The sequence below is a fragment of the Bacillus sp. 3103sda1 genome, assembly GCF_024159135.1.
GTDB classification, from domain to species: Bacteria; Bacillota; Bacilli; order Bacillales; family Bacillaceae_G; genus Bacillus_A; species Bacillus_A rhizoplanae.
This window is the reverse complement of sequence record NZ_JAMYWS010000001.1, coordinates 4,535,584-4,548,506: the sequence shown is the minus strand read 5'-3', so window position 1 is coordinate 4,548,506 and position 12,923 is coordinate 4,535,584. Positions and strand designations below refer to the sequence as shown.

The 12,923-nt window shown below is 31.8% G+C and carries 10 protein-coding genes and 2 pseudogenes; all 12 read left to right on the top strand.

Annotation, left to right across the window (positions count from 1 at the left end; all coding sequences use genetic code 11):
• Entirely contained in the window at window positions 1–1,089 is a 1,089-nt protein-coding gene (locus NKR74_RS22805) for a glycosyltransferase family 4 protein (RefSeq protein WP_253630941.1), read from the top strand.
• A gap of 31 nt (window positions 1,090–1,120) precedes the next feature.
• A complete protein-coding gene (locus tag NKR74_RS22800; RefSeq protein ID WP_253630940.1) occupies window positions 1,121–1,699 on the top strand; it encodes an acyltransferase in 579 nt (192 codons plus the stop codon).
• A complete protein-coding gene (locus NKR74_RS22795; RefSeq protein ID WP_253630939.1) occupies window positions 1,696–2,874 on the top strand; it encodes a glycosyltransferase in 1,179 nt (392 codons plus the stop codon). Before NKR74_RS22800 ends, NKR74_RS22795 begins: the two co-directional genes overlap by 4 nt.
• A complete protein-coding gene (locus tag NKR74_RS22790; RefSeq protein ID WP_253630938.1) occupies window positions 2,864–3,973 on the top strand; it encodes a glycosyltransferase family protein in 1,110 nt (369 codons plus the stop codon). The genes NKR74_RS22795 and NKR74_RS22790 overlap by 11 nt, the downstream gene beginning before the upstream one ends.
• Before the next feature lie 17 nt (window positions 3,974–3,990).
• Window positions 3,991–5,244: a hypothetical protein gene (locus NKR74_RS22785; RefSeq protein ID WP_253630937.1), complete on the top strand. Its 1,254-nt coding sequence runs from the start codon at window positions 3,991–3,993 to the stop codon at window positions 5,242–5,244.
• Between the two features lie 774 nt (window positions 5,245–6,018).
• Entirely contained in the window at window positions 6,019–7,290 is a 1,272-nt protein-coding gene (locus tag NKR74_RS22780) for a flippase (protein ID WP_253630936.1), read from the top strand.
• A gap of 273 nt (window positions 7,291–7,563) precedes the next feature.
• Window positions 7,564–8,940 carry a UDP-glucose dehydrogenase family protein gene (locus tag NKR74_RS22775; RefSeq protein WP_253630935.1) on the top strand — a complete coding sequence of 459 codons (1,377 nt, stop codon included), beginning with the start codon at window positions 7,564–7,566 and terminating at the stop codon, window positions 8,938–8,940.
• Window positions 8,915–9,940, top strand: coding sequence for a GDP-mannose 4,6-dehydratase (locus NKR74_RS22770; protein ID WP_253630934.1), 1,026 nt, complete (start codon window positions 8,915–8,917; stop codon window positions 9,938–9,940). Before NKR74_RS22775 ends, NKR74_RS22770 begins: the two co-directional genes overlap by 26 nt.
• Window positions 9,941–10,267: 327 nt before the next feature.
• Window positions 10,268–11,224 (top strand): NAD-dependent epimerase/dehydratase family protein, encoded by a 957-nt coding sequence (locus NKR74_RS22765; RefSeq protein WP_253630933.1) that lies wholly within the window; start codon window positions 10,268–10,270, stop codon window positions 11,222–11,224.
• A 16-nt stretch (window positions 11,225–11,240) separates the two neighbouring features.
• Window positions 11,241–12,158 carry a polyisoprenyl-teichoic acid--peptidoglycan teichoic acid transferase TagU gene (gene tagU, locus NKR74_RS22760; RefSeq protein ID WP_253630932.1) on the top strand — a complete coding sequence of 306 codons (918 nt, stop codon included), beginning with the start codon at window positions 11,241–11,243 and terminating at the stop codon, window positions 12,156–12,158.
• Window positions 12,159–12,256: 98 nt separating this feature from the next.
• Window positions 12,257–12,349, top strand: a pseudogene (locus tag NKR74_RS24230) (SGNH/GDSL hydrolase family protein); the annotation flags it as partial.
• 140 nt (window positions 12,350–12,489) lie between these two features.
• A pseudogene (locus NKR74_RS22750) lies at window positions 12,490–12,694 on the top strand (rod shape-determining protein); the annotation flags it as partial.
• Window positions 12,695–12,923: the final 229 nt, after the last annotated feature.

The following is a 12,923-nucleotide window of genomic DNA, read 5'->3' as shown; positions in this document are numbered from 1 at the left end:
ATGAAAAAAGTTCTAATATTAGCAAATAATGATGTTGGTTTATATAAATTTAGAAAAGAACTTATACAAGAACTAGTTAAAGAGTATAAAGTTTACGTATCACTTCCTTATGGTGAATTTATACCTCGGTTAGAAGAGCTAGGGTGTAAATTTATTGATACACCGATTAGTAGACGAGGCACGAATCCAATAACTGATTTAAAGCTGTTGATGAATTACAAAAAAATTATTAAGGAAGTTAAACCTGATGTGGTTTTAACGTATACAATAAAACCTAATGTTTATGGTGGTCTGGCTTGTAAAATGAGTGGTGTTCCTTATATAGCTAACATTACGGGACTGGGAACCGCAGTTGAAAATGGTGGATTATTGCAAAAGGTTACTTTGTTTTTATACAAGTTAGCTTTAAAAGAAGTGAATTTTGTTTTTTTCCAGAATGAGGAAAATAGAAAGTTTTTTATAAACCAAAAGATTGTTAGGGACAATCATAGATTAATACCAGGATCTGGAGTTAACCTTAATCATTACTCTCTATTAGATTATCCATCAGATACAATGGTAAATTTTTTATTCATTGCTCGTGTAATGAAAGAAAAAGGTATTGATCAGTATTTAGATGCCGCTAAATATATCAAAGAAAGGCATCCAAACACAGCTTTTCATATCTTAGGTTTTTGTGAAGGGTCTTACGAAAGTAAGTTAAAAGAAATGCAGGATAGTGGCATTATTCAATATCATGGAATGCAAAATGATGTTAGAGAGTTTCACAAGTTCTCTCACTGTACAATTCATCCTACGTATTATCCCGAAGGAATGTCAAATGTACTTTTAGAAAGTGCTGCTTCTGGGAGACCGGTTATTACCACAAATAGAAGCGGATGTCGAGAGATTGTAGATGATACAATCAATGGATATATTGTAGAGCAGGAGAATAGTAGAGATCTTATTGAAAAAATAGAAAGATTTATTAATTTAGATTATGAAACAAAAAAGCAAATGGGGGTAGCGGGTAGAATGAAAGTTGAAAGGGAATTTAGCAGGGATATTGTTGTAAATGCTTATATGAATGAGATAGAAGCGATATATTAAATTTGATAGGTTCAAATTAAAGGAGTTTCTCATGACAAGAAAAAGAGAAATAATAAAAAAATATACTTTATTGATAAATCTTTTGGTTAAAGTATCAAAAATTTTGCCTCCGGTTTTTTACTTAAGGTTACTGAAACTAACAAGGAGCCATGATAATTATATAGCTATGTTAATCAGATATATTTGTCTAAAAAACTGTGCTAAAAGCTGCGGGGAAAACGTTGCGATTTTTTCAAATGTTTATTTACACCGAATTCATAATTTAGAAGTGGGAGATAATGTTAGCATTCATCCACTTTGTTATATTGATGCCTCCGGAGGAATTAAAATAGGTGACGATGTTTCTATAGCACATAACAGTACAATTCTGTCTGAAGAACATATATATTCAGATTTAGAAAAAAACATTAAAGACCAAGGTTGTGAATTCAAAGAGACTATTATTGAAAATAACGTTTGGATAGGAGCAGGGAGTAGAGTATTGGGAGGCAGCATAATTCGTTCTGGTAGCATCATTGCTGCAGGAGCAGTTGTTAAAAAAGAAGTAAAGAGTAATACAATTGTTGGTGGCGTTCCTGCAAAAAAAATTATGGGAAGGAATAAACTATGAAGCTGTTATTTGCTCATGACCATATATTTTATAAATATAAAGACAATTTTTACAGTACAGGTGGCCTCTCTAAAGAAGTGTTAGAGCGATATACTGAGGTTTTCGAGGAAGTCACTGTAATTAGTAGACACAAAGAAATAGACATTTTAGATGATAAACTAACACTAGCTTCAACTGAAAGAGTTAAATTTGTAGAGATACCAAATTTTAAATCTATTAAAAGTTATTCAAAGTTTTTTGAAGCTAAAAAAATTATTGAAAAGGAAATTGAAAGTTGTGATTCATTGATTGCGAGGTTACCTAGTTCGATAGGGTCATTAGCTATTTCACTTTCTAAAAAGAGTAAAAAATCATATCTAATAGAAGTAGTGGCATGCCCATGGGATGCTTATTGGAATCATAGCTTTAAAGGTAAAATTATTGCTCCTTATATGTTTCTGGCAACTAGAAATCATGTTAAAAATGCACCTAATGTTATATATGTAACAAATGAATTTTTACAAAGAAGGTATCCTACTAGAGGAATAAATATGGGTTGTTCTGATGTAGCATTACCACAATTAAATCATAACATTTTGGAAAAACGATTAAAGAAAATTAATAATGTTAGTAAAAGTAATCCAATTATTTTGGGAACAACAGCTGCTGTTAATGTAAAATATAAAGGACAACAATATGTTATTGAAGCTATTTCACTTCTTAATAAACAAGGATACAACTTTGAATACCATATTGTTGGCGGGGGAGACAATAGTTTTTTAAAATCAATTGCAAAGAAACACGGGGTATCTGATAAAGTCAAACTCTTAGGTTCAATGTCACATAAAAAAGTGTTTGAATATCTAGATAACATAGATATATATATTCAACCAAGTAAACAGGAAGGATTGCCAAGAGCATTAGTAGAAGCAATGAGCAGAGGCTGTCCATCTATTGGATCCACTACTGGGGGCATACCCGAACTGCTAAATGAACAGTTTATATTTTCTAATGGGTCGGTCAAAGAAATATGTGAAAAGCTGAAGAAAATGGATAAAAAATCAATGTACAAAGAGGCTATACGAAGTTTTGAAAAAGCAAAGGAATATGATTACGATAAGCTGGATATTAAACGGAAAACTTTCTATCAAGAGTTTATTTTAGATTTTAAGGGTGGAATTAGTAATGAATTATAAAAAAGTAATATATGTAGTAAAAGAGGCTCTACATATGTATCCACCATGTGTTTCTCAAATATTACTACTAAATGATTTCGGCGTAGATGTCACCGTTGTTTGTGGGGAGTGCGACCAACATTTATTAAATGAATTGAAAAAGAGAAAAATTAAATGTATTGTAGTTGGGAATAAGCGAATCCCATTTCGCTATCTAGGAAAAGTTAGTAGCTATCTGAAATTTAGGTATAAAGCTTGGGAGATAATAAAAAAACACAAAGATGAAAATACAATTCTATGGTTAGGAACTGCGGATGGTGCCATAGCACTCAAAGGTAAATACAAAAAGATGTCTTATATTCTAAGTATACTAGAATTATATGATAAATATCCTTTTTATCGATTTGGATTAAAAAGGATAATTGGAAATGCTTCTGCTGTTATTGCTTGTGAAGAAACTAGGGCAAAAATAATGAAAACATGGTGGAATTTAAAACAACAGCCATATGTATTACCTAATAAGCCTTATTCCCATCCCAGGGTATTAAAACAAACACCAACTACATTAGAGTTGGAAGCAGCAATATCAAAAATACGTGATAAGAAGGTCATTTTATATCAGGGAATAATTGCTGCTGACAGAGATTTAGCTGTATTAGCAGAAGCGCTAGATGAAATGAAATCTGACTATACGCTTGTTTTAATGGGGAAATCATTTTATGATGGAGCAAAAAAAGTAAAGGAAATCTATAGTAATTCTATTTATTTAGGGTATTTTCCAGCTCCTTTACATCTACAAATTACTAGTTATGCACAAATAGGAGTAGCAAATTACGATGACTCCTCACTGAATAATTTATTTTGTGCACCTAATAAGATTTATGAATATACTGGTTTTGGTATCCCTGTTTTAGGAAGTAATGTACCTGGATTAACAAGTACAATTGGAGCATCTTTAGCTGGTGAATGTGTAAACTTTTCAGATAAAAAATCTATAATTGATGCTTTAAAAAAAATTGAAAATGATTATGAAAGGTATAAATACAATGCTGAAAGGTTTTTTGAAAGTACAGATAATGTATCTAATATGAACGAAATATTACTAAGTGTTAATAGTTAAAATTAAGGTTGTGCAAAATGGCAAATATAATGGATTGGATTCTCATTGTTATTTCTTCTACACTTTTCTTTAAATCTTTAAATAGGATACTCAGTTATAAATCTAATACAATAGCAGATTATGTAATGATTGTCATATATATTTTTAATTGTCTTCCGGTTCTTTTGGATCATACTATAGGGGTACCTAAATATACTTCATGGTACTTTAACTTTGAGTTGGCACTAGGTAATGATTTAGTTAGACTAGTTTATTCGATATATATATTAATTTCAATTTTTTGCCTTTACATATATATAAAAAGGCATAATGTAAAGGAAACTAATATATATAGTCGCAATAACTCGATTATATTCAATAACAAAGTATTGCCCTTGGTAATACTTTTGCCTTATATGCATATTTTAATTACCGGTAATTTAACAAAGTATTTTATTTACGGAACATATAATACTCGTGGTTTAACTAGTTCATTTTATCAGTTAAATACAGTTTTAGTTTTTATAAGTATGTTTGCATTTTGCTGTCTGTTTTTTTGTAAAAAAGTAAAAAGAGGTGACTATTTAATCCTCTTTTTATATGCATTTTCAATAATGTGGATAGATGGTAAGAGATATATTGTTGTTACAATATTAGTTATGTTTTTGTTTTTCTTGCTAAACAGCATAAGAGTGAAATATAAAAGAATACCAATTAAGGGAGTATTTATATTCGTAGTTTTAGCTTTGTTGATATTTAATTCTATATACTCACTGTATATTAAACCTGTAGCAACAAGCTCTTTTGATTCAATGTACATGTCATATAGGATAGATTTTGGTAGAGATGACGTTACAAAATTTGTTTTATATAGAGAACTTATAGTAGATGAGCCAATATTGGACTATAGAGGAGAAACTTTTATTTCAACTATATTTATGTTGGTACCTAGAACTATATGGCCTTCAAAACCCTATCCACATTATAGGTATTTAACTTCAGAATTATATGGAACGTCATCAGAACTAGATATACCTGGAGGTATGACTCCCTCTTTATATGAAATGAGCGTTGCAAATTTCGGCGTTTTTCTTGGTATTGTAGTTACAGTTTTTATTTTAATATTTGCTTGCCGTTGGGCAGATAGGTCTAAAAGTGTTCCTAGAAAGGCCCTTTATTTATTACTAATTGTTGGACTTCTAACTCAAAGTATGGATGCCTTGATGGCATATATTATTTTAGCCCCTCTAAGTGCTTTTTCATCATGGGCTAAAAGGAGTGTAAATAGTTAAAAGTAGGGTATAGACAACGTGCAGGGGATATGTTTCATCATCTAGTATAATGAAATGGTATTTAACCAGTTTCTTAATAAGTAAGAAACTGGTTAAATACCTTTATACTAAACGTGCCGGACTTTAAATAAAATTTTACTATTTTAAAGTATAAACTAATAAGTTTAATCAATGTAATTGGTTTTCTCTTACAGTTGGCATCGTGCTGCTTCTCTTTTTGTGAGATGTAATTAAGCTGAAGATCATAAATATACTTCTTGTATAATAAGAAAACTCGCTTTAATCATTAAGTAGTATTTAAGTATTATACTGAACTGGTACGTTGTTGAGACCGTTCTTGTTTTTCAGTGTTTAATTTTCAAATCAAATATGTTGGCGGAAGATTCGAACGATGATACAGGTTCCTTCTTGTTTCATTTAAATGCCTGAATGTCCTTTAGTATACTGCTAAATTATTTTTGTATTAAAATTAGGTCTGTATGGTTCTTAATTCGTGTGGAGTTGTAAGTTAAAATAATTCATTCTATTCTTCTTTAGCCAATTAAATGACTTTAATAGGTAGTATTTCTAATGAAGAAGCTTGGAAATGTCATCTTATTTTTCATACTTTTCCATTCGAAACAATTCTCTGTTGTTAATTTGAGAGGATTTGTTATTTGTATAACTTTTATCCTATACGTTTTTTACTTTATACTAAAAGACTATTTACAACTATTAGTTGATGTTTAAATTCTATTTGAATTTATAAAGTTTTTAAAAAATAGAGAGGTTAAAATGATTTCTAACATCAGTTCATTACTAAAAAATAAAATTTTTATAAATGGTGTTTGGCTTTATGTATTACAGCTTTTCAATACTTTAATACCTTTGCTAACATTACCATATGTAACTAGGGTTTTGGGTAGCTCGCAGTTTGGTGTTTTTTCGTTTTCATTAACTTTTGTAACTTATTTTCAAGTAATTGTCGAGTATGGATTCAATTTGTCTGGTTCAAGAAAAATAGCATTAACTTCACAAAGAGAAGAACAGTCCAAAATTTTTACTAGCATTACAATCACAAAAATATTACTATGTTTGATTTCTTTTATAGTAATGGTTTCTATTTCTCTGGTACTTAATTTAGACAAAAAACAATTTTTTACTATTTTAATTTTATATACCATGGTAATTGGAACTGCAATACAACAAATATGGCTATTCCAGGGATTACAGGTTATGAAATTTATTACTATTATAAATGTAGTATCGAGGATTATATCCTTAATTTTGATTTTCGCGTTAATAAAAAACTCTAATCAGGTTTATTTATACAGTGCACTTTATGCAGTTACATCCTTATTAAATGGTGTCTTTAGTGCACTAATCACAAGGTATAAATTAAAAATTAGATTTACGAGGATTACTATAAATGATATTTTTATTGAACTTAGAGAGGGATGGCATACATTTACAACCTCTGCTATGTCAGTAATATTTAGTGGAATTGGAATTACGGTACTCGGTTTCTCTAATAGTAGCAACAGTACAATTGGAGTATATTCAGCAATTCAAAAAATTCCTTATATGATGATTATGTTTTTTACGCCGATTAGTCAAGCAATTTTCCCTCGGGTGAGCCAACAATTTTCAATTTCTTTCGAAAATGGAATTAGAAGTGTGTGGAAAATTTCAAAAATTGTTATTCCCATTGTTGCTGTAATTAGTTTTTTATTAATATTATTTTCTAATTTAATAGTTAGTTTAGTATATGGAGAGCAGTATTCAACATACTCTTTACTTATGATTCCTTTAGTCTGTTGGTTCTTTCTAAGTATACTTAACAATTTTCTTGGTATTCAAAATTTAGTTGCAAGTGGTCATCAGAAAGAATATAGTACAGCTTTTAGAATAAGTGCATTAGTAATAATTTTATCCAATATATTATTAGGTTATATTTGGGGTGCATATGGCGTTGCTTATGCAACATTGCTTTCTGAATTTATTTTGACCACAGCTTTAGTATATCAAATTAAGAAGATAAAAAATAAGTTTCAGTGCAATAGGTAAATACTATTTTAGCTAATCCTAACAAAGACGTTAATTAGGAGAAGAGTAGCAATGTTAAAATGAATAATGAGAAAAATAATGTATGCCGTAAATCTAATCTTCTTCTTAAAGTTAATTAGAGTAGGCGTTGTATATAATAATTACCTTATGGTAGATTGAGAGATAACTAAAAAGAAAAATGAAAATTATTAATTAATACTTTTTATATAGAACTAAACACATTACAGTGGACTATATTTTACAATAAAAGGCTTGAATTGGAAGGTGAAGGCTATGTACAAAATAGCAGTAGCAGGAACAGGCTACGTAGGTTTAGTAGCTGGTGTTTGTTTTGCTGAAGTTGGTCATCAAGTGACTTGTGTAGATATTGATGAGAAAAAAGTGAACTTAATGAAGTCTGGGGTTTCTCCGATCTATGAGGCAGATTTAGAAGAGTTAATGCAGAAGAATTATAATGCTGGAAGAATAAATTATACTACAGATTATAAATCAGCTTACAAGGACGCGGATGCAATCTTTATAGGTGTTGGGACTCCTGAACTGCCGGATGGTTCAGCAAATCTTTCATATATAGCAACCGTTGCAAGGCAAATTGCTGAAACGATAGAAAAGGACTGTCTTGTCGTTGTAAAATCTACAGTTCCGGTTGGAACGAATGATAAAGTTGAACAGTTTATCCGTGATTTTTTAGTGAATAATGTAAAAGTAAAAGTAGCATCGAATCCAGAATTTCTGGCACAAGGTTCTGCTGTCCACGATACGTTATATGCAGAAAGAATTATTATTGGTACAGAAAGTAAATGGGCTGAAGAGATGCTGATGAAGATCTATGAGCCATTTCATTTACCTATCGTTTCAGTAAATAGACGATCTGCCGAGATGATTAAGTATGCATCTAATGATTTCCTTGCTCTTAAAATCTCTTACATGAATGATATCGCTAACCTTTGCGAACTTGTCGGTGCAGATGTTCAGGATGTTGCGAGAGGTATGAGTTTTGATGAACGTATCGGAAGTAAGTTTTTAAATGCTGGTATTGGTTTTGGTGGATCATGCTTCCCTAAAGATACAAAAGCATTGGAGTATCTAGCAAGACAGAATGGTTATGAGCTTAAAACTGTAAAGGCTGCTATTGATGTGAATAAAGATCAAAAGACTTTACTATATAAAAAAGCTAGCCAAAGACTTATAACTTTTAATGGTCTTAAGGTAGCAGTACTAGGATTGACCTTTAAGCCTGGAACGGATGACTTAAGAGAAGCAGCATCTCTTGAGAATGTCCCTCTATTATTAGAGAAAGGTGCAGATATCTACGCATACGATCCAGTAGGTGCAGAGAATTTTGCTAGAGTACATCCAGAAGGAAAAAATGGTAAAGGTAATATCAAGTATGTTGCTAATGTTGAGCAAGCTTTAGAAGGTGCGAATGTCTGCTTTATTTTTACTGAATGGGGAGAAGTGAAAGCAGTAACACCTGAAATGTATAAGAAGTTAATGAGAACGCCTTTAGTATATGACGGAAGAAATATTTATCGTGTGGAAGAGATGCAAGAAGCAGGAGTGGAATATCATTCTGTTGGAAGAAAGCCTGTAATTAGAGAAGCATTAAAGGAGGCGAAAAATTTTGAATTACAAATCTCTAGATACTAGTAAAGTATATCTTATCACCGGAGCAGCAGGTTTTATTGGATATTTCTTATCTAAGAAGTTATTGAATCAGGACTGCCGAGTAATTGGTGTTGATAATATAAATAATTATTATGATGTGAATCTTAAATATGCTCGTTTGGAACAGCTCAAACCTTATGAGAAGTTTACCTTTATCAAGGGTGATATTTCTGATAAGGCAATGATTACAAACATATTTGAAGAGTACAAGCCTAATATTGTTATAAATCTAGCTGCTCAAGCAGGCGTACGGTATTCAATAGAAAATCCAGATGTATATATTCAAAGTAATATCATTGGTTTTTACAATATTCTTGAAGCATGCAGATACAATCCGGTGGATCATCTTGTATATGCGTCATCTAGTTCTGTTTATGGAGCAAATAAAAAGGTTCCTTTTGAAGAAACAGATTTTGTAGATCATCCAGTGTCACTTTATGCATCTACTAAGAAGTCGAATGAGTTGATGGCTCATACATATAGTCACTTGTATAAAATTCCAGCTACAGGGCTTCGTTTCTTTACAGTGTATGGTCCAATGGGTCGCCCGGATATGGCCTACTTTGGATTTACCGATAAGTATTTTTCTGGTGAGCCAATTAAGATATTTAATAATGGTGATTTTGAAAATGACCTTTATCGAGACTTTACTTATATAGACGATATTGTTGAAGGAATTGAACGTCTTTTAAGTAATCCACCTGTGAACGATGTCCAACATAAAGTATTCAATATCGGAAACAACAATCCAGAGAAGTTGATGGTATTTATAGAAACTCTGGAAAAAGCGCTAAGTAAAGCGTTAGGTAGGGAAGCTTTGTTTGAGAAAATCTTTGAGCCTATTAAGCCAGGAGATGTACCGGCTACTTATGCATCGACCGATTTATTGCACAAAGCTGTGGAATTTAAACCAGAAACTTCTATAGAAGAGGGCTTGCAGAAGTTTGCAGATTGGTATGTGGAGTATTATAAGGTACAGTAAGAACGTTTCACTCCTGAAACGTGCCTCATTCCTCTGGTTTTATAACATTTTCATATTCAACCTTATTAGAGAGAGATACTTACAAAAAGAGGACTATCTGAATGCATTGGAAAAGTATGAAAGAGCAGTAAGTCTGCTTCTTTATACTAAAATGTCCGAGGAAGATTAAAACCATATTACTATAGCGGTTAAAGAGCTAATTCAGAGTATTTAAGGTTAAAAGTGAATTAGTGTTATACTGTTATTTTATAAGTTTTTGAATTAGTAATTAAAATAGAGGATAAGCGAAGTCATTATTGACTTCGCTTATTTATTAAGGTGATAAATATGATACTAATAATAGGCGGCGCAGGTTACATAGGCAGTCATATTGTGAAAGTGCTTGTTTCACAGCAACATCGTATCGTTGTATTAGACGATTTATCGACAGGTCATCGAGTGAGTGTAAACAAACGAGCTATTTTTGAAAAAGGTGATTTTCGAAATCCTGATGATTTAGATCGTGTGTTTTCACGTTATAGTATTGAAGCTGTTGTACATGTTGCGGCGTATGACGTAATGGGGGTGCGGTTACTATTAAAAAAAATGTTGGTGCACCAAGTGTACAATTTTATTTTTTCGTCTGAGTTACCTTTTTCAAGTATGTCTTATAAAGATCAAATACAGGAAGTATATATGCCATATCCTTTTATTTTTCAAGGGAATTCTAGCCTAGTGATAGAGCAAGTGTTAGAAGATTTTTATAAGGCATATGATTTACATTATATATCGCTGCGTTATTATAATGCAGTGGGAGCTAATATAGAAGAAGGAATTGGTGAAGATCATCAGCAAGAGACACATCTTCTACCGAGAATTTTGTTGCATTTACGAGATCAAGAAGAACAGCCTTTTTTTGTGAATCGTAGTTATGATACAGAAGACGGAACATTGGTAAGAGAGTATCTTCATGTTATGGATGTTGCGAGAGCGCATGTAGTAGCTTTACATAGCCTTCTTCAGCATGATAAGACTAATGAACGGTATAATATAAGTAATGAAATTGGATGTTCTGTCAGGGAATTGATAGAAAAATGCGAAATTATAACTGGTAAAAAGATGAATATATCGTATAATAGTTCTAGTTCAACTGATTTATCTATAGTAGTATCATCAGCAAATAAAATTCATAGAGAATTAGGATGGAAAGCGTTATGCTCTATTGACGAGGCGATTCATTCTGCTTGGCTGTGGCATAAACGGTTTCCAAGTGGATATAAGCATAAAGAATTAGTTTATAAATAGAGAGAGGGTTAGAGAGATGAAAAAGAAAATTTTATTCTGGATTCTCGGTATCATAGGTGTTCTCGTGGTTGGAGGAGGAGCTTATGCATATCATATTTATTCCAATGTATCGAGTACATTAGAGGCAGTTCATAAACCATTAGACCGTGATAAGTCAGATAAGCGTGAAGAAAAAATAGATGTAGCAGATCAAAAGCCTATTTCTATTCTACTAATGGGTAGTGACCAACGAGAAGATGAGGTTGGCCGTTCCGATTCTTTAATGTTATTTACTTTAAATCCAAAGACAAAGTCGATGAAAATTGTCAGTATTCCACGTGATTCTTATACAGAAATTATTGGTAAAGGGAAGAAAGATAAGATTAACCATGCGTATGCATTTGGTGGAGTTGATATGGCTGTGAAAACAGTTGAAAATTTCCTTGATGTTCCAGTTGATCATTACATTGAAGTAAATATGGCTGGTTTTAAAGATATTGTTGATGCTGTTGGCGGTGTAGATGTGAATAATGATTTAGATTTCACATCAGATGGTAAGCATTTTGCAAAAGGGAATATTCATTTAACAGGTGATGAAGCTTTAGCATATACACGTATGCGTAAAGAAGATCCTCGAGGTGATTTCGGTCGTCAAATGCGTCAGCGTCAAGTTATCCAAGCTGTAATTAAAAAAGGTGCAAATGTATCGTCGCTAGCAAATTATGGTGATGTGTTAGCAGCGATTCAAAAGAATGTGAAGACAAGCTTAACGCAGGAGCAAATGTTTGATATTCAAAAAAATTACAAAGACTGCATGCAAAACACTGAAGAAATCCAAATTCCTGGTGATGGTCATAAGGCTGAAGATGGTATTTGGTACTATTTTGTAACAGATCAAACACGTAAAGATATCTCTAATAAACTAAGAGAACATCTTGAGTTACCGAAGAAATAACCTTTTAAACCCAACTACTCTCACGGTAGTTGGGTTTAATTTTTTTATGCCCTTATACTAATATTATGTAGTATAAGATTATTAATGGAATGAAACGCATGAATAAGAAAGTTTGGTTCGTACTTTTGATTTTTGTGTTGTTTGTTGCTTCTTTTGTGAGTGGTAAGGTGTATTGGGATAAGAAGATTGCGAAGTACGGTTTGATCCATCGAAAAAGGATATCTTACCATATTTATAAAGTGAGTTTGGTTTCCAAAATACGAAAGGTCATGAGCTTTGGGCGCAGTATGTGACGAATTAGTTTGTAGCAAAACCATAGAATGTAGGGAAAGTGTATTTGGTAATTACAAAAGATGTATTAGAGCGTACACCGTCTGAATTATTCGCAGATATCATTGACCACGATGTTATTTTAGCAGGTAGCAGAACATCATTATGCAGTATGGATTGCTGAAAACTCAATGCATTACATTGCTGTTGGTACAGGAATTATGTTAGAGAGCGTTCATAAATTACCATGTCGTGTATTAAGATAAAATGAAAGAATGCCTATGCAAAACCTAAATGTATATTTCAGTTTTGCATAGGTGTTTTTTATATTTGTATAGGAGAATTTTCTTTAGTTTTATAAGTATGCAAATGTATAATTGTGTATAGATTTGTAAAAAAAGTATTTCACTTACTAATCATTCATAGTATCCTTATATATGTGAAAATCTTACTTTTGCAATCTTTTTTTAGTAATATTACCTTTTTTATGTTAAT